The organism is Luteimonas sp. A277, from assembly GCF_054052045.1.
Genome location: NZ_JBSVRG010000009.1, coordinates 128,424 through 145,574, shown reverse-complemented (window position 1 = coordinate 145,574; position 17,151 = coordinate 128,424). Strand labels below are relative to the sequence as shown.

Below are 17,151 nucleotides of genomic sequence, written 5' to 3'. Positions count from 1 at the left end.
TGATTCACGCGGCTTCGCGCGCATGGCGCGCTCCTACGAAGGTAAGGCGGGAGCTGCATGGCGTGTTCCAGCGCCGGAACGCCGCGGGGCGGCGGCCACCGGTAAACTGAGCAGGCTGCGGCGTGCGCTGATGTCGCCGCGTTCTTCACTTCCACCAGGGCGGTTGCCAATGTCGAGTTCCACCCAGGCCGGCGAGCAAGCGCCGATCACCCATCGCGACCAGCTGGTGGAGGTTCCCGCTTCGGGCGTGAAACCGCGCACCGATTGGCGCATCGGCACCGAGCACGAGAAGTTCGGCTTCCGCCTGGACGACCTGCGTCCGCCCACCTTTGACGGCGAGCGCGGTATCGAAGCCGTGCTGAAGGGCCTGGCCAGCTACGACTGGACCGAGGTGCAGGAAGACGGGCACACCATCGCCCTGACCCGCAACGGCGCTTCGGTCTCGCTGGAGCCGGCCGGGCAGCTGGAGCTGTCGGGCGCGCCGCTGGAAAACATCCACCAGACCTGCGCCGAGGTGGGCAATCACCTGTACGAACTCAAGACCGTGGCCGACGGGCTGCGGTTGGGGTTCCTGGGCATGGGCTTCCAGCCCAAGTGGCGGCGCGAGGACATGCCGTGGATGCCCAAGGGGCGCTACGGGATCATGCGCGCCTACATGCCCAAGGTCGGCAACCTGGGCCTGGACATGATGACCCGCACCTGCACGGTGCAGGTGAACCTGGACTACGCCAGCGAAGCGGACATGGTGAAGAAGTTCCGCGTGGCGCTGGCGCTGCAGCCGGTGGCGACGGCATTGTTTGCCGATTCGCCGTTCACCGAAGGCAAGCCCAACGGCTTTCTCAGCTACCGCTCGCACATCTGGACCGATACCGATGCGGACCGCACCGGCATGCTCGACTTCGTGTTCGAGGACGGGTTCGGCTACGAGCGCTACGTCGATTACATCCTCGATATGCCGATGTATTTCGTGCAGCGTGGCGAGCGCTACATCGATGCCAGCGGGCAGAGCTTCCGCGATTTCCTCGCCGGCCGGCTGCCGGCGCTGCCGGGCGAGCTGCCGACGCTGACCGACTGGACCGACCACATGACCACGGCGTTCCCGGAGGTGCGGCTGAAGAGCTTCCTCGAGATGCGCGGCGCCGACGGCGGGCCGTGGAACCGGCTGTGCGCGCTTTCGGCGTTCTGGGTTGGCCTGCTGTATGACGATGCGGCGCTCGACGCCGCCTGGGACCTGGTGAAGGACTTCACCCGTGAAGAGCGCCACGCGCTGCGCGACGGCGTGCCGAAGCACGCGCTGGGCCTGCCGTTCCGCGGTGGGAAGGTGCAGGATCTCGCCATCCGCGCCCTGCAGATTTCAGCCGCCGGCCTCGCCCGCCGGGCGATCGTCAACGAGCAGGGCAGCGACGAGGTCCGCTTCCTTGAGCCGCTGATCGAGTTCGCCGAATCCGGCCAGACCCCGGCCGAGCGCAAGCTGGCCCTGTTCCACGGCGAGTGGGGCGGGGATATCGACCAGGTGTTCCGCGAGTTCGCGTACTAGGCCACCGCTGCCCACTTCCTACGGGGGGGCGTCATGCTGGGCGGTGTAGCCTTCCACGCATGGACAATACGCCCGCTTCCCCCGACGACACCCCCTCGCTTCGCAGCGTGCACTTTGCCGAAACCGATGTCCTGCTGCGCGACGATGTGCGCCGCCTGGGCACGATGGTGGGCGAGATGCTGGCCGAACAGGTCTCGCCGGCATTGCTTGACCAGGTCGAGGCGGTGCGCCGCGCCGCCATCGCCCGGCGCGAGAACGACGAGCCGGTGGATGCGCTGGCTTCGGAGCTGGCGCAGGTGTCGCCCGCCAATGCCGATGCGCTGGTACGCGCGTTTTCCGCCTGGTTCGGCGCCATCAACCTGGCCGAACGGGTCCATCGCATCCGTCGCCGTCGCGAGCATCAGCGCAGTGACGATGGCCCCCAACCCGGCGGATTGGAGGCGGTACTGGCCGCGCTGCATGCCGATGGCGTGAGCCTGGATGAGCTGCAGACGCTGCTGCCGCGGATGTGGGTCGAGCCGGTGTTCACCGCCCACCCCACCGAGGCGGTACGCCGCGCGCTGTTGGCCAAGGAAGAGGTGATCGTTGAGCGCCTGGTGGCCGACATCGACCGCACCCGCACGCCCGAAGAGCGGCTGAGCGACGACTCGCGCATCCGCCAGGCGCTGGCCACCACCTGGCAGACCTCCGAGGCGCCGCCGCGCCGGCCCACGGTGACCGACGAGGTGGACCATATCGGCCACTACCTGGGCGTGCTGTTCCGGGTGCTGCCGGCGTTCTACCAGGTGTTTGCCGATGCGGTGGAGGCGGCCTGGGGCGAGCGCATCGACCTGCCCAACGTGCTCCGCTTCGGCACCTGGGTCGGTGGCGACATGGATGGCAACCCGAACGTGGGCGCGGACACCATCGAGGCCGCGCTCACCGCGCAGCGGGCGCAGGTGCTGGCGCAGTACCGCCAGGAACTGGCCGCGCTGGCCCTGGTGCTGACCCAGACCCGCGGCCGCGCCGGCATCAGTGCCGAAGTCGAGGCGCGGCTGGACGATTATCGTGACGCCATGCCGGGCGTCGCGGCAGGCCTGCGGGCGCGGCAGGAGGACATGCCGTACCGGCAGCTGCTGGAACTGATGTCGGCCCGGTTGAGGCCCGACAGCGATCACTCCTGTGAGGGTCTGCCCCACGAAGGTCTGCCCTACGAAGGTGTAGCCGGGTTCCTCGCCGACCTTGAGCTGATCGACGCCAGCCTGGCCGGCAATCGGGGCGGGCAGGCCGGCGGGCGGGCGCTGCGGCGGCTGCTGCGCCGGGTCCGCAGCTTCGGCTTCCACATGGCGGCGCTGGACCTGCGCCAGGATTCGGCGGTCCACGATGCCGCGCTCGGGGCGCTGGAGGGCGACGATGGATGGGGCGAGCGGCCGCTTCCGGAGCGGCTCGAGCGGCTGCACGCGCTGATTGAAAACCCGACGCCGCGCGTGCCCGATGCGGAGGAGGCGGCATCATCGCTGGCCGTATTCCGCACGCTGAAGTCGGCGCGGGTACGTTACGGCGTCGATGCGTTCGGCCCCTATATCGTCAGCATGAGCCGCAGCGCCGCCGATGCGCTGGCGGTGCTGGCGCTGGCGCGCATCGCCGGCTGCGTGGAAGGCGACGGCGAGGGCGAGGTGCCGCTGGATGTCGCTCCGCTGTTCGAGACCGTGGATGACCTGGATGCCGCCGCGGGGGTGATGCGCTCGTTGTTCGACGACCCGGTGTATCGCCGCCACCTGCAGGCCCGCGGCGACCGCCAGATCGTGATGCTGGGGTATTCAGACAGCGCAAAGGACAGTGGCCTGCTGGCCTCGCGCTGGGCGCTGCAGCGCGCGCAGGTGGACCTGATGCGGCTGGCGAAGGAGGCCGGCGTGCGGCTGGTGTTCTTCCATGGCCGCGGCGGCTCGGTCAGTCGCGGCGGCGGCAAGACCGGGCGCGCGATCATCGCCGCGCCGCGCGGCACGGTGGACGGGCGCCTGCGGGTGACCGAGCAGGGCGAGGTGATCCACCGCAAGTACGGCATCCGCGCGCTGGCGCTGCGCAACCTGGAGCAGATGACCGGTGCGGTGCTGCAGGCCAGCCTGCGCCCGCGCCAGGCCGATCAGCGCGCACGCGGCTGGCGCGGGATCGCGGATGCACTCTCCGCCGATTCGCGCACCTGCTACCGCGCGCTGGTGCATGAGGATCCGGGTTTCAACGCCTACTTCCGCGCCGCCACGCCGGTGGATGTGATCGAGCGGCTGCAGATCGGCTCGCGCCCGTCGCGGCGCCGCGATGGCGGGGTGGAGAACCTGCGGGCCATTCCCTGGGTGTTCGCCTGGTCGCAGAACCGTTCGGGCCTGACCGGCTGGTACGGCGTGGGTCATGCGCTGCAGGCCGGCATCGACCGGCATGGGCTGGAGGCCATGGCGGAGATGGCGCGTGATTGGCCGTTCTTCGCCGCCATGCTGGATGACGTGGAGATGCTGCTGGCCAAGTCCGACATGGACATCTTCGAACGCTATTCGCGCCTGGCAGGGGGTGCGCACGAGGTGTTTTTCCCGGGGATCGCGGCGGAGTTCAAGCGCACCCGCGATGCGATCCTGGCGATCAAGGGCGCCGACGAACTGCTGTCCAACGACTATCGGCTGCGACTGTCGATCCGCTTGCGCAATCCTTATGTCGACCCGATCAGCCTGCTGCAGGTGGAGCTGCTGCGGCGCTGGCGTGAGGGCGGGAGTCAGGAGGATGAGCTGCAGCGCGCGCTGTTCGCCACCGTCAACGGCATTGCCGCGGGGGTCCAGAACACCGGTTGAACCAACCCCCGCTGCGGTTTCGCGTAGGAGCGCGCCATGCGCGCGAAGCCGCGTGAATCCCGCCCTCGCTGGTGGCTTCGGTTGCAACGTGGGTCCGACGCCCCGCGGCACGGACACATGTCACGCGGTTTCGCGCGCATGGCGCGCTCCTACGGGTTGGGAGGCGGGCGTAGACTCTGCGGTTTGCGACCCTGTGAGGCTTGGCCATGAGCGACAGCGGAATCATCTTCCACACCAACCCCATGTCGCGCGGTCGCATCGTGCGCTGGCTGCTCGAAGAGCTCGGCGTGGAGTACCGCACCCAGGTGCAGGAATATGGCACCAGCATGAAGTCGCCCGAGTACCTGGCCATCAACCCGATGGGCAAGGTGCCGGCCATCCAGCACCGCGGCATGGTGGTGACCGAGGCCGCGGCGATCTGCACTTATCTGGCCGACGAATTTCCGCAGGCCGGACTGGCGCCGGCCGTCGATGATCCACTGCGCGGAACGTACCTGCGCTGGATGTTCTTTGCCGCCGGGCCGGTGGAGGCCGCAGTCTCGGCCAAGTCGCTGGGACAACTACCGCCGCCGGAGAAGGCCGCCTTTGTCGGCTATGGCAGTTTCGAGCAGACCATCGACACCCTGGAGCAGGCGGCGGCATCCGCTTCGCCGTGGCTGCTGGGCGAACAGTTCACCGCCGCCGACGTGTACGTGGGCAGCCAGGTCGATTTCGGGCTGGCCTTCAAGACGATTCCCGAACGCCCGGCGTTCACCGCCTGGGTCGAACGCCTGCGCGGGCGCGAAGCCTACAAGCGGGCAAGGGCGCTGGACGATGCGTTGATGCCGGCGAAGTAGGGCTGCACCGACTATCCGACGCTGGCAGCGGAGGCCACGTGGCGATACTTACGATCGCGATTGCAATACACGAGCATGTGCAGGCGCTGGACGTCGCCGGGCCGGTCGACGTATTTGCCGAGGCAAACGGTCATGTTCCGGCCGGGGATCATTACAGGACGGTCCTGGTGGCAGCGGATCGCAAGCCGCTGCGGACATCCGGCGGCATGCTGGTGGTGGCCGACATGACGTTCGAGGAGGCGCGACGCGACTTCGACATCATCCTGGTGGCAGGCGGGCCGGAGCTGCCGGACACGGCGCCCGATGCCGAACTGCTGGAGTGGGTGAGGGAAGCGCCGCGCAGGTCGACGACCTACGGGTCGATCTGCACGGGCGCGTTCGTGCTCGGCCATGCCGGCCTGCTCGATGGCCGGAGGGTCACGACCCACTGGCAGAGTGCCGCCCAGCTGGCACGCATGTTCCCCGAAGCGAAAGTCGAAGCCGATTCGATCCATGTCCGAGATGGCCGACTCATCACGTCTGCCGGCGTCACGGCCGGGATCGACCTTGGCTTGGCGCTGGTCGGTCAGCGTCATGGGCCGGAGGTGGCCGTGGCCGTCGCCAAGCGGCTCGTCGTGGTGGCGCAGCGCCAGGGCGGCCAATCCCAGTTCAGCCCCTATCTCACGCCTCCCGTCGATCCCACGTCGCCGGTGGCGCTCGTCCAGCAACACGTCGCGGCGCATCCCGCCCAGCGGCACGCGCTCAAGTCGCTTGCCGGCGTGGCAGACATGAGTCCGCGCAACCTGATCCGCCACTTCGTCCAGGAAACCGGAATCACCCCGCACGAGTTCGTCCTGCGGGCACGGATCGACGCGGCCCGCAAGGTCCTGGAAAGCAGCGACCTGCCATTGAAGACCGTGGCATACGACTGCGGTTTCGGAACCGCGGACCGCATGCGGATTGTCTTCAGGGAACGCCTTGGCGTGACTCCCGCGCAATACCGCGCCCGGTTCCGGCACCAGGAAACATCTCCGGTGTCATGAAATCGCGCTGTATTGTCACGATCCGGCGCAAGCGTTCGATTGTGGTCAGGCGGGCAACTGCCGACACTTGAGGGCAGTATTTTTCTGGAGTGGATTTCCATGACCGAGACCATCGCAGGCATCCGGGTGCCCGACAGCCCGCTGGTGCGCGCCGCCACGCAGCTTGTGCGCGACACCGAAGACGACCTGCTCTACAACCACAGCCGGCGCGTGTTCTTCTGGGGGGCGCTTTCCGGCAACCGGCGCGGCCTCGAATACGATCCGGAACTGCTTTACCTGGGTGCCATGTTCCACGACATGGGCCTGACGGAACGGTACTCGAGCGCCGACTTGCGCTTCGAGGTCGACGGCGCCAACGCGGCGCGCGACTTCATGAACGGCTATGACGTGCCCGAGCGCGACGTCGAGGATGTCTGGACGGCCATCGCACTGCATACGACGCCCGGCATCCCCGCGCACATGCGGCCGACCGTGGCCTTGGTGACCGCTGGCGTCGAGATGGACGTGCTCGGCATCGCCTACGACGAGTTCAGCCCGGAGCATCGCCACGAGGTCTGTGCCTGTCATCCCCGCGAGGCGAACTTCAAGGAAGGCATCATCGACCACTTCGCCGATGGCATCAGGAAGAAGCCGGAAACCGCATTCGGCAACGTGAAGGCGGACGTGCTGGCGCTGAAGGTGCCGGGATACCGGCGGACCGACTTCTGTTCCATCATCCTCGGCTCCGCCTGGCCGAACTGATCAGCCGAATTGAGCAGCGATCCCGCGCCACGAGGGAGCGCGGGAGGCCGATCGTATTCCTGGGCCTGAGCATCACCGGACCGGAAGCGCGCGCTGTCCTGGATGCGGAGTACCGCGCGCCCATCGTCCGCGGCGACCTGGATGCCATCGCTGCACCGGCGCAGGTCGTGATCGTCGACGGCATGCTTGATCCTGACCTGCGGCTGGACCCCGAAGAAGCCGCCCGGGCGCTCGCTCGCGGCCTCGACCTCCACGGGACCGCGAGCATGGGCGCGGTGTTGGCGGCGCGGCTGGAGCCCCTGGGTATGAAAGGTGCAGGGCAGGTGTTCCAGATACTGCGCACGCTGGGTGGCGACCGGGAGGATCTGGTCCAGGCACTGTTTGTGCGCGACGGGTTGGAGTTCAGGCCGCTCACGGTGCCGCTGATCAACGTGGTGGCCGGCTTTTGGTCGAGCGGATTGGGGACCGGAGAACTTGCTGCGCTCGTCCACGTGCTCCGTGCCATTGCGCTGGATGCGCGGACCTGGGAGAACATCGAGGCCGCTGTTGCCGGCGCGGGTTTCCGCCTGCCGCCTGCGATCCGCCTGATGGACGCCAAGCGTGAGGACGCGCTCTGCCTGCTTCGGCAACTCAGGTAGCCGAGGAAAGCCTGCGACTCAGGCCCGTGCCAGGCGCGCCACGGACTCTGCAACCGGCGTGTCGCCTTCGGTCAGCTCGATGATGATGCCGAGGCGGCGGGCGACCTTGCCCGAGCCGCCGATGATGAAGACCTTGCGCATGATGGATTCCTCAAGCCAGATAGGCGTCCGTGGTGGTGATCGCGGCATAGCCGAACGCCAGCGCGGCCATTGCGGCGGCATGCACGTGCGCCGCGGGTACCGCCGTTCCGCCGAATTCGAGATCCATCGTGGCGCAGGCATCGTGCACCACGGTGACGGGGTAACCGAAGTCGGCGGCGGCGCGGGAGGTCGCTTCCACGCACATGTGGCTCATCGCACCGATCACCACCAGCTCCTCGACGCCCTGTTCGTCCAGCATCTGTTTCAGGCCGGTGTCGCGGAACGAGTTGGGGTAGTTCTTGACGACGACAGGCTCACCTTCGACGGGCGCCACGGCGGGGATAATCTGCACCCCATCGCTTTCCGGCACGAAGATCGGCGCGTCGGGCGCGGCGAATTCATGCCGGGCATGGATGATCAGTTCGCCCTTGGCGCGAGCCGCGGCGATGAGGCGGGCGGCGTTGGCGAGGGCGGGTTCGATGCCGACCAGCGGCACCTTGCCGGTGGGCAGGTATTCGTTTTGAAGATCGACGACGACGATTGCGCGCTTGCTCATGGGATTTCCTCTTTCTTAGAAGGTGTAGGACTCGCCGTCCGCGGGAACCAGCACGCGCTCGGGATCCATGCCCGTTGCCTCGATGTGGTCGTGCAGGTCCTGGCGCGTCTGCATGGCGTGATTGACGGCTTCCATGTGGCTGCCGATCACCTTGGCCTGTGGCGCTGCCTGGTAGGCCCGGTAGAGATCGTCCTTGCCCATGATGATGGAGCCATCCCACCCCAGCATTCGCGCATAGCCGGTGTTGAGGACGATCACGTCCGGCTGGTACTGCTGGATCGACTCTTCGACCTGCGCGTTCCAGATGGTGTCTCCGGCCAGGTACACCGTCTCGTGGCCCGAGCGCTGGAAGACGACGCCCATCACTTGCCCGAGAGCTTCTCCGGCAACCGCCATGGTCTGGTCATCGCCATGCTGTCCACCGGTGATGCTCAGCTGCGTCCCGTTGAAGACGGTGTCGCGGGTCAACACGCGCACGTCGGTGAAGCCATCCTGGCGGATGCTTTCGGCATCGGCCTCGTTCTGGACAAACAGTGGAAGATTCCTGGGCAGGCTGCGCTTGGCCTCGTCATCCCAGTGATCGGCGTGGGTATGGGTGACGATGATGGCGTCGGCGTCCATCACCTCGGACATCGGCATCGGCAGCTCGACCAGTGGGTAGCGCACCTCGCTGTTGTAGGTGCCCTCGAAGCCGGGGTAGGCGTCCTTCGCCGCGAGCATCGGGTCGATCAGGAACGTGGTGCCGGCGTAGTCCAGCTTGATCGTCGCGTTGCGGATCTGCTGGAAAACGACCGCGCCCGCGTCTTCGGTGTTGGCGTCCGGGGTGGCGGCGGGGCTGGTGGCGCCGCAGGCGGCGAGCGCAAGGGCCAGAGTCGCGACGGCAGCGCCGCGCAGCAAGGTTCGATGGGTCATGGGAGTCTCTGGGTCGAGTGGAATGACGGCCATTGTCCGGAGATGGTGTGCTCGGCACCATTGGCCCAAATGACAGTTACCGATACAATCGGGCCATTCTTTTCGCACCCGCCGGAGGCCTCCATGCAGCCCGTTCGCGTCGCCGTGCTGGCGTTCGATGGCATCAACCTGTTCCACCTGTCCGTTCCCGGCCAGGTGTTCGGCGTCCAGCCCGCGCCACCGGGCCTGCCGCCCTATGAGGTGCGCTATTGCGCGCCCACACCCGGCCCCGTGCGCACGATGCAGGGGCTGCAGATCGACGTGCCGGACGGACTGGACGCAATGCGGCGGGCCGATATCGTCATCGTGCCGGCGTGGGATCATCCGGAGACGCCCGCGCCCGCCGAGCTCACGCAGGCGTTGCAGGCGGCGCATGCGCGCGGCGCACAGGTGGTCGGGCTATGCCTGGGCGCGTTCGTGCTGGGCGATGCGGGCCTGCTCGACGGCCGCCGCGCCACCACGCACTGGGCCGCGCGCGACGTATTCGCCCGCCGCTTTCCTACCGCCGATTTCCGCCCGGACGTGCTGTACATCGACGACGGCAGCATCGTCACGTCCGCCGGAACCGTCGCCGCGATCGACTGCTGCCTCAACCTCCTACGCGTGCGTCACGGCGCCGAGGTGGCCAACCGCATCGCGCGGCTGTTGGTGACGCCGCCGCACCGTCAGGGCGGGCAGGCGCAATACATCGAGCAGCCGGTGCCCGGGCTGCCCAGCGAGAACCGCCTGCCGGGCGTGCTGGACTGGGCGCGCGAGCGTCTGGCCGAACCGCTGTCGGTGGACGCACTGGCCGACGCCGCCCACATGAGTCGCCGCACCTTCACCCGCCGCTTCCGCGAGGCGACCGGGACCACGGTCGTGAAGTGGCTGGCGTCGGAACGGCTGGCGCGCGCGCAGCAGCTGCTTGAAACCACCGACCTGCCGATCGAGCAGATCGCCACCGAGGCAGGCTTCGGCACGGCGCTGTCGCTGCGCCAGCACTTCGCTGCGCAGCTGGGGACACCGCCTTCCGCCTATCGACGGAACTTCTGCGGCGACGGCAGCCGGCAGCTGGAGTCCCCGGTTGCCGGTCGGTCCACCACAGATACCCGTAGCACGCATCATCGGGATGACGGTTGATCGCCACGCATGACTCGCTTGTCAGGGCATCGCCTGGAATCCGACACCCGCATTGCGTGAAGGGAATAATTCTGGCCAAATTGTTCCCTCGACACATCGCACGAAGGCCGCCATGAAATACGCCACCCAGATCAAGCCGATCAGCTACCTGAAGAACCACGCGGCCGAAATCGTCACCACGCTGGAGCAGACCCGCGAACCGCTGTTGATCACCCAGAACGGCGAAGCCCGGCTGGTGGTGATGGATGTGGACTCCTGGGAACAGCAGGAACAGACCATGGCCCTGCTCAAACTGCTGGCGCTGGGCAACCGCCAGATCGAGGATGGACACTACAAGCCCGCCGACGCGGTGCTGGCCAGCCTCGACAACGACAACGACGCATGACATGACCGTGCAAGTGGTCATCCTGCAGGGCGCGGAAGCGGACCTGCACGAATTGCGCCGTTACCTGCTCCGCCGCTTTGGCGCATCCCGCTGGCGCGACAGCAAGCAGGAAATCACACGCGCGCTTGCGCGCATCGCTTCGCAGCCGCAGGCAGGCAAACTGCCGGAGGAGCTGCTGGCCCTGAATCTGGTCCAGTACCGGCAGGTGCTGTCGGGCATGAACCGCATCATCTATGAACTGCGCGGCGACGTGGCCTATGTGCACGTGATCTGCGACGTGCGCCGCGACCTGCGCGCGGTGCTGCTGCGGCGCATTCTGGAGACGAAAGCCGGTTGATGCCACGAATCGCGGGGCTGTGACAACCAGCCAATTCGCGAAGCACTCCTGGGCACGGGCGCGTGGCTGCACGCCTACACCCGGCCCGCGCATCGTCCCCGCGAAGCCACCTCAGCCGATAAGTGAACCTGACCCCGTTCCTGCGGGTCCGCTCTACAGGCTTACGCTGGTTCGGCCAGCAGCGTCGCGATTTCCGCGCCCAGGCGTAGGTCATCGAGTAACCCAAACAGTTGCCGGCGCAGGTTGCCACGACGATCGATGAGGCACAGCGTGGGCGTACCTTGCATGGCGTAAGCCTGCATGGTGAGCGGTTGCGGATATCGTTCCGGATCGCCATCGCGGTAGGCGTCCACGGCGACCGGGTAAGTGATCCGGTTCTCGTGCAGGTACACGGCAAGCGCTTCCGGCCCCATCGCATGGTGGTGCTCGAACACCGTGTGCAAGCCGATGATCGCAAGGTCGGTGTTGGTGAATGCCGCCGCGACCTTCAGACTCTGCGGCACCGCATGTTGTACGCAGCCGGGACACAACATCTGGAACGCATGCAGGAACACCACGCGCCCGCGCAGCGACGCCAGGGTCAAACTGTCGTCGGCATTCAACCATCGCGAGATTGACCAAGCAGGGGCTGATTGCAGGGCCATTGCGTCATCCATGCCTGGGAAGAGAGGTGGAAGCAAGCGTAGGACTGTGCGTGGGTAGGCGCAATGTTGGCGGCGGACAGACATGTGGCGGGTATTCAACAGCGGAGCTGGTCATCCACTTCGTGGGTTCCGCCCTACGCGGGCAGGTATCAGCGGACGTCGCGGCGGCGGCGCCGAGGTGGCCAACCGCATCGCGCGGCTGCTGGTGACGCCGCCGCACCGTCAGGGCGGGCAGGCGCAATACACCGAGCAACCGGTGCCCGAGCTGCCGAGCGAGAACCGCTTGCCGGGCGTACTGGACTGGGCGCGCGAGCGCCTGGCCGAATCGCTGTCGGTGGACGCATTGGCTGACGCCGCCCGCATGAGCCGCCGCACCTTCACCCGCCGCTTCCGCGAGGCGACCGGCACCACGGTCGTGAAATGGCTGGCGTCGGAGCGGTTGGCGCGCGCTCAGCAGTTGCTTGAAACCACCGACCTGCCGATCGAGCAGATCGCCACCGAGGCCGGCTTCGGCACCGCGCTGTCGCTGCGGCAGCACTTCGCCGCGCAACTGGGGACACCGCCTACCGTCTATCGACGGAACTTCTGCGGCGACGGCAGCCGGCCCCTGGAGTCCTGGGTTGTCGGACGCACATAGTTCACGTCGACCCATCGCCATTGGAAGTCCAACATAAGGGGCCAGAGTAAATATCCGTTTCAAACCGACATTTCCTCTGGCCCCTTTGTTCGCGATACCGATAAGTGAACCTGACTTCATTTTCGTGGAGCTTTCGACGCTCTCGTGAGGACAGGTCAGACATGGAGGATGTCATCCATTGCAGGCTCAATGGCATCGGCCTCCTCATCTTCGGGCGCCAATTCCATCGGCTGCTCCCACACCCGACGTTCAACCAGCAGAGGAATCTGGGCGAGCGCGCCGATGGGTTCAATGCGCATGGAGGTCAACTTCGACAAGAGTTCATCGAACACTTCTTCGGTGTGCAGCGACCACGTCGAAGCGAAGCAACGCCAAAATGACCAGCCTGCGCGTTCCAAAATCCGCTGCCGGTTCATGTCATGAGGCCAACGATCAGGCCCATGAAATTCGTCACCGTCGAGTTCGATAGCCAACCGCCGGTCCTCAGCCCCTTCCACCACCATGTCGATGCGATAGGCACCGACCTTGACCTGAGGAATGACGCGATAGCCCTTGTCCACCAGTTTGAGATACACCTGCTTCTCAAATCCTGATTCACACAAGGCAAGGAGGTCTTCGCTGGAGGATTGCCCTTGAAGCATGGGCTTATCGAAGTGGTTGAGCAGGGTCTTGCGGAGGTCTACCTCTGACAAGTCGGACAGCTGAACCGAGCGCACCAGATACATTCGATCGCGCGCACGGCTTGCCGCGACGTTGAAACGCTGCTCATAGCCCGTGCCGGACAGCGCGTGGTGCCGTTCGCGATCGGCCACAACGGACAGAAACATGATGTCTCGCTCGCTTCCCTGGAATGTCCGTGCGTCACCGCACTCGAACTTGCGCCGTATCAGCTCCCCTGCCGGACACCGTTCTCGCACGACTTCATCAATGTGTCTTGCCTGTTCCAGGCCAAGCAGAGAAACAACTCCCAACGTCCGACCCACCATAGCCGGATCTGCAAGGATCGTTTCGATCTCATCAGCGATGGCCAGCGCCTCGTGGTGGTTTTGATCCTTGCGGTCCCGCAGGCCCGATGGGACATACACATCAATCAGAGGCGGATCGAGCCTTTCCGACGCCAGTGGGATACGCAGCGGTTGAATCGAGTCTTTGTAGAAGGTGTGGTTCGAGTAGGCGATGATCGGCGCGACACACCGGAAGTGCTCGCGCAACATGACCTGGTGCCCCGCGAAAACACGGGCGGCAAGATCATAGAGCGACTTTTCGGGCGTCATGTCAGCCCCGTAGGGCTGCTGCCCCAGAAACCGCGCGCGCAGCGAGGTGATGTGCTCGGAGTTGATGAAGCCCCCGTCTGGCGAAACCTGTTTGTCATCGCCTACAACCAGGATCTTTTTGCCGCGCAGGATCGCAGGGAGTGCCCACAAATCAGACTGGCTTGCCTCGTCGACGATCACCAGGTCGAATTCACCGATTTCCGCAGGCATCGACTCAGAGATGCGTGCGTGGCTCATGATCCAGCAAGGCACGGCTCCGGCCGCGTCCGTCATGGCATCACGCGCATCGCGACGGTAGCGCGTGGCATTGGGCCCCGTGCCCTGCCCGATCCGGCGGATCGCCGTGGCATAGCCATTGAGTGCGGAAAGAATTTGGGGGGTCGCATTTCGCTTGGCTCTGAGCCATGCAGCCTTACCCACCAGCTCGCAATAATGCTTTTGCAGCCCAACGCCAAGGTTGCTTCGCTTTTCGGCAAGCGCTCTCAGTTCTTCCCTGCCCTCGATGGCTTCCAGATGACCGCGAACTCGGGCCCACGTCCAGCTTTTGCGCCAACGCGCAGGAACCGTTTCGTCGTCGCCAGAGTTTTTCGTCGGCACGCTCACAATCCTGTCCGCCCACCGCACAGCACCGGCATCGCGCAGGCGTTGTGCGCTGTCCTGGATGACATGTAAATGCGATTGCAGCGCGTGCACCCGCCGCAGTTCAGCCATCAGCTGGACATATTCCGCGGTCACTTGCTCCGCCTCAAACAACGGCTTGCCCAACATTTGCCGCGCAAAATCGCCCAGACGTTGAGAAATGGCGCCTTCGGTCCCTGCCAATTGTTCTTGGAATGCAGTGAGACCTTCGGCCGCACGCGCCATGGCTATGCGGCTCAGAAATTTGCGCAGTGCACTTTCAATCCCTGCCAGGCCCACAGAGCCACCATGCAACTGCTCGGTCGGCACGGTCCTGAAAACGCTGGCTGATTGGTTGATCAGCTGCTTGTCGAGGATGGTGCCGATGCGATGAGCGTTTCGAGCAAGCACCGCCTGCTTTTCCACCTTCCGCAAGTCGCTCTCACCCTCAGTCATCGTCGGAAAAGAAAGTGTCTCGGCGAATGTGTTCCACCGTGCGACAAATGACGAAAGCTGGGCGCGCATGTGCACGTGCCGCTGGACGTGCCTCCAAGCATCGGCGTCCTGCGGTGGGAGACCTGAGACGCGCACGCCCGAGATGTGCTCTTTCGCCTCACCTGCACCAATTGAAATGGCGCCGAACGGTTTCCCTGAATCAGCCGCTCGGTTGACCGCCGCCAGTGTTTTCGGCGAAGCGAAACCAGCGACCGGAAAGACTACGGGCCGTTTGAGAAAATCCGCTCTCGCAGCGACAAGATCGTCGATGTCACCAAACATTGCCTCGAAGGCATGGCGCTCGGCAACAAGGGAAGAGGAACGACATTTCTCACGGGCAGCCTGTCCCCACGCGGGCGCGCCACTTTCCAGCGCAGACACATCCGTTTGGGCCAGCTGAACGGTGTTGAGAAGCGTCGCCGCGGCCCCGTGGACCTCATGCGTGTTTCCGATCAGGGCAAGGTTCGGTGCAGTCGCTATGTCCTCATCGAGGTGTCTGAGGCTTGTGATCGTCCGGTGCAGCTCTGCCACGTGCGGGGCGTCGGGCAGCTGATCGGCCTGCGGAAGTTTCGTGCTGAGATACGCGAGGTCGTCACCGACTTGCCGACGGGATTGGCGAAGGTTGGCCACCTCTTCTTCCGTCAATGGTGGCTGATGCTCTGGGCCGATGGTGATTTCATCATCGAACCACCCATGCTCATCCGCACCTTGCAGCAGAAGCTCGGCAGCCTTTTGTGCGCGCAAATTTTCGCCATCCAGGTTGATCTGGCCAAGCTGCGCCATGGCGATCACGTCAACTCGGGCATCGAGCTGGGCAAGCTCGTGATGGATGCGATCTATGGCGGTATGCAGCGCCGCGATCGCATGCTCCGTGGCTTGCACGTTGAGCTGGGAAACTTGGTGCTGGATCGCTTCGATCGAAGCTTGGAACTGCCGCACACCCTCTCGATCCGTGGCCAGGAGGGCGACGGTCAGTGGACGGACTTCATCGGGAAGTTTGGCCTGCAACACCTCCAACGCGGGTTCACCACGGGAGGTCACCAATACCCTCCGGCCGGTTGCCAAGTAATGGCAGATCACGTTGGCGATCGTGTGGGTCTTTCCTGTTCCAGGAGGACCTTGGACGGTCACACCAGGTGCACGTTCAAGCCGCTCGATGATGGTGACTTGTTCGTCGTTGTGCGGCAACGGGAAGTAAAGCTCCTGAATGGGACCGCCCCCGCTGCCGCCTCGGCCACCGCTGGACAGTCCACGGAAACCGCCCGACATGTGTTCGATCACCTCATTGGATGGCGGCGTCACCAAAGCTAGCGGCCCGAGCGGGATCGTTTCCGCCGCGGCGACCTTCTCTTTGAGCCGCTTCAAATCTTCCAGCAGAAAATTGTTCTGCCTGGGACGCGCCAGGAGCACCCAGCCGTCCGTAACGACCAGATCTTCCCCGGGTGTGGGACACGCTTGGCCCTGGGAAAGCACCTCTCGATAGCTGCCATTTGAATCGAGGTTTCCCGCAACCAGCCTCATCACCGGACTGTATGACGAAACGTCGAATGGCGAGAAACCACCGGCCCCCGGTCGCGCGAGCTGTGCCTTGGCGGCCAGTTCGGTTTCGGCGGTCCCTGGGATTTGCGCAAGCACAAATGCATCGAGTTCCAATCGCACATCGGTCTCGCGCGGGCGAAGCTCGATGGCCATGGTTAGATCATCAATGCTGATTTCGACCGCTTGCGTCAGCAGCGGATACTCAAAGGTTGACGTGCTCCCACCGGAAGGGATTTGCCACGAAGCGACACCCACGCCCCATACCAGCTCTTGTGGCTTGGCGGTTTCTTCTGCCTCGATTTGGTGTTTGAGCGTGAAAAAGTTGCCGTAGACCTCGATGGACTGTCGCCGGGGCTTTTCGCGCTCAGCCCACCGCGCCCAGTCAATGGAGTATTCATCGAACGCCCGGTCAACCCTTTGCCGGAAGTCTTCCGGATCGGCTTCTGGATCTTGGTCGAAGTGCGCTTCTATTTCGGCGACGTTGAGCTCGGGCGGTCGTCCATGCGGATCGGCGGCCGCTGAAACGAATGGATGAATTTCCGATGGCGCGACTGGCGCGTCCTGAGGTTCGAGTCGATCAACCCGAAGCCAGATGTGATCACCTTGGGCCTCAACATTGAAGGAGAGCCCGGGCAACGAAGACAGGTCCGCCGGGAAATACCGCAGACCTTTGTGCGTTGAGAGCCGGAACCCTCCGGGCTTAACGACTTTTGCTTGTTCCTGGATGTAGTCGAGAAGCCCAACCAGAAGATCTTTTGCACCCGGCATCGGCTTTCCCCTTCCTTGCACGTTCAATGAGCCAAGCATGTCTCATGCCAGCTTACGCTCCGGGTCCTGACAGGTCCAAGTATCGCCAAGTATTTGG

The 17,151-nt window shown here is 65.1% G+C and carries 15 protein-coding genes; 10 read left to right on the top strand and 5 right to left on the bottom strand.

Annotation, left to right across the window (positions count from 1 at the left end; all coding sequences use genetic code 11):
- Positions 1-169 precede the first annotated feature (169 nt).
- The 6 genes from ACW7G2_RS10580 to ACW7G2_RS10555 all read left to right on the top strand — a co-directional run bounded on the left by ACW7G2_RS10580 (position 170) and on the right by ACW7G2_RS10555 (position 7,590).
- Positions 170-1,537, top strand: a complete 1,368-nt coding sequence (locus ACW7G2_RS10580) for a glutamate--cysteine ligase (RefSeq protein WP_456975519.1) — start codon at positions 170-172, stop codon at positions 1,535-1,537.
- Positions 1,538-1,596: 59 nt separating this feature from the next.
- Positions 1,597-4,353: a phosphoenolpyruvate carboxylase gene (gene ppc, locus ACW7G2_RS10575; RefSeq protein ID WP_456975517.1), complete on the top strand. Its 2,757-nt coding sequence runs from the start codon at positions 1,597-1,599 to the stop codon at positions 4,351-4,353.
- Positions 4,354-4,559: 206 nt separating this feature from the next.
- On the top strand, positions 4,560-5,189 hold the full coding sequence (locus ACW7G2_RS10570) for a glutathione S-transferase family protein (protein WP_456975515.1): 630 nt from the start codon (positions 4,560-4,562) through the stop codon (positions 5,187-5,189).
- A 38-nt stretch (positions 5,190-5,227) separates the two neighbouring features.
- Positions 5,228-6,211: a GlxA family transcriptional regulator gene (locus ACW7G2_RS10565; RefSeq protein WP_456975513.1), complete on the top strand. Its 984-nt coding sequence runs from the start codon at positions 5,228-5,230 to the stop codon at positions 6,209-6,211.
- Positions 6,212-6,310: 99 nt separating this feature from the next.
- Positions 6,311-6,952, top strand: coding sequence for an HD domain-containing protein (locus ACW7G2_RS10560; protein WP_456975511.1), 642 nt, complete (start codon positions 6,311-6,313; stop codon positions 6,950-6,952).
- Positions 6,953-7,119: 167 nt separating this feature from the next.
- Positions 7,120-7,590, top strand: coding sequence for a TfuA-like protein (locus ACW7G2_RS10555; protein WP_456975509.1), 471 nt, complete (start codon positions 7,120-7,122; stop codon positions 7,588-7,590).
- 18 nt (positions 7,591-7,608) lie between these two features.
- Here ACW7G2_RS10555 and ACW7G2_RS10550 read toward each other — a convergent pair whose 3' ends face one another.
- From ACW7G2_RS10550 to ACW7G2_RS10540, 3 genes are read right to left on the bottom strand one after another with little or no spacing between them, the layout of a single operon-like run.
- A complete protein-coding gene (locus ACW7G2_RS10550) occupies positions 7,609-7,731 on the bottom strand; it encodes a hypothetical protein (protein ID WP_456975507.1) in 123 nt (40 codons plus the stop codon).
- Positions 7,732-7,741: 10 nt separating this feature from the next.
- A complete protein-coding gene (locus ACW7G2_RS10545; RefSeq protein ID WP_456975505.1) occupies positions 7,742-8,287 on the bottom strand; it encodes a cysteine hydrolase family protein in 546 nt (181 codons plus the stop codon).
- A gap of 15 nt (positions 8,288-8,302) precedes the next feature.
- Positions 8,303-9,199: an MBL fold metallo-hydrolase gene (locus tag ACW7G2_RS10540; RefSeq protein ID WP_456975503.1), complete on the bottom strand. Its 897-nt coding sequence runs from the start codon at positions 9,197-9,199 to the stop codon at positions 8,303-8,305.
- Positions 9,200-9,322: 123 nt separating this feature from the next.
- Here ACW7G2_RS10540 and ACW7G2_RS10535 point away from each other — a divergent pair, with 123 nt between their 5' ends.
- The 3 genes from ACW7G2_RS10535 to ACW7G2_RS10525 all read left to right on the top strand — a co-directional run bounded on the left by ACW7G2_RS10535 (position 9,323) and on the right by ACW7G2_RS10525 (position 11,079).
- A complete protein-coding gene (locus ACW7G2_RS10535; RefSeq protein WP_456975501.1) occupies positions 9,323-10,357 on the top strand; it encodes a GlxA family transcriptional regulator in 1,035 nt (344 codons plus the stop codon).
- Between the two features lie 112 nt (positions 10,358-10,469).
- Positions 10,470-10,742 carry a type II toxin-antitoxin system Phd/YefM family antitoxin gene (locus ACW7G2_RS10530; RefSeq protein WP_456975499.1) on the top strand — a complete coding sequence of 91 codons (273 nt, stop codon included), beginning with the start codon at positions 10,470-10,472 and terminating at the stop codon, positions 10,740-10,742.
- 1 nt (position 10,743) lies between these two features.
- Positions 10,744-11,079, top strand: coding sequence for a type II toxin-antitoxin system RelE/ParE family toxin (locus ACW7G2_RS10525; RefSeq protein WP_456975497.1), 336 nt, complete (start codon positions 10,744-10,746; stop codon positions 11,077-11,079).
- A 161-nt stretch (positions 11,080-11,240) separates the two neighbouring features.
- Here the strand turns inward: ACW7G2_RS10525 and ACW7G2_RS10520 are convergent, their stop codons facing one another.
- The gene (locus ACW7G2_RS10520) at positions 11,241-11,723 is read right to left on the bottom strand and encodes a TlpA family protein disulfide reductase (protein ID WP_456975495.1); all 483 of its coding nucleotides are present in this window, start codon (positions 11,721-11,723) and stop codon (positions 11,241-11,243) included.
- 178 nt (positions 11,724-11,901) lie between these two features.
- Here ACW7G2_RS10520 and ACW7G2_RS10515 point away from each other — a divergent pair, with 178 nt between their 5' ends.
- Positions 11,902-12,360 (top strand): helix-turn-helix domain-containing protein, encoded by a 459-nt coding sequence (locus ACW7G2_RS10515; RefSeq protein WP_456975493.1) that lies wholly within the window; start codon positions 11,902-11,904, stop codon positions 12,358-12,360.
- Positions 12,361-12,515: 155 nt separating this feature from the next.
- Here ACW7G2_RS10515 and ACW7G2_RS10510 read toward each other — a convergent pair whose 3' ends face one another.
- Positions 12,516-17,093, bottom strand: a complete 4,578-nt coding sequence (locus ACW7G2_RS10510) for an AAA domain-containing protein (protein WP_456975491.1) — start codon at positions 17,091-17,093, stop codon at positions 12,516-12,518.
- Positions 17,094-17,151: the final 58 nt, after the last annotated feature.

Bases quoted from the DNA above. Each gene is read 5' to 3' on its own strand.
- ACW7G2_RS10580 (WP_456975519.1), top strand. From the start codon at position 170: ATGTCGAGTTCCACCCAGGCCGGCGAGCAAGCGCCGATCACCCATCGC.
- ACW7G2_RS10545 (WP_456975505.1), bottom strand. From the start codon at position 8,287: ATGAGCAAGCGCGCAATCGTCGTCGTCGATCTTCAAAACGAATACCTG.
- ACW7G2_RS10525 (WP_456975497.1), top strand. From the start codon at position 10,744: ATGACCGTGCAAGTGGTCATCCTGCAGGGCGCGGAAGCGGACCTGCAC.
- ACW7G2_RS10570 (WP_456975515.1), top strand. From the start codon at position 4,560: ATGAGCGACAGCGGAATCATCTTCCACACCAACCCCATGTCGCGCGGT.
- ACW7G2_RS10535 (WP_456975501.1), top strand. From the start codon at position 9,323: ATGCAGCCCGTTCGCGTCGCCGTGCTGGCGTTCGATGGCATCAACCTG.
- ACW7G2_RS10550 (WP_456975507.1), bottom strand. From the start codon at position 7,731: ATGCGCAAGGTCTTCATCATCGGCGGCTCGGGCAAGGTCGCCCGCCGC.
- ACW7G2_RS10520 (WP_456975495.1), bottom strand. From the start codon at position 11,723: ATGGCCCTGCAATCAGCCCCTGCTTGGTCAATCTCGCGATGGTTGAAT.
- ACW7G2_RS10560 (WP_456975511.1), top strand. From the start codon at position 6,311: ATGACCGAGACCATCGCAGGCATCCGGGTGCCCGACAGCCCGCTGGTG.
- ppc (WP_456975517.1), top strand. From the start codon at position 1,597: ATGGACAATACGCCCGCTTCCCCCGACGACACCCCCTCGCTTCGCAGC.
- ACW7G2_RS10530 (WP_456975499.1), top strand. From the start codon at position 10,470: ATGAAATACGCCACCCAGATCAAGCCGATCAGCTACCTGAAGAACCAC.
- ACW7G2_RS10540 (WP_456975503.1), bottom strand. From the start codon at position 9,199: ATGACCCATCGAACCTTGCTGCGCGGCGCTGCCGTCGCGACTCTGGCC.
- ACW7G2_RS10510 (WP_456975491.1), bottom strand. From the start codon at position 17,093: ATGCTTGGCTCATTGAACGTGCAAGGAAGGGGAAAGCCGATGCCGGGT.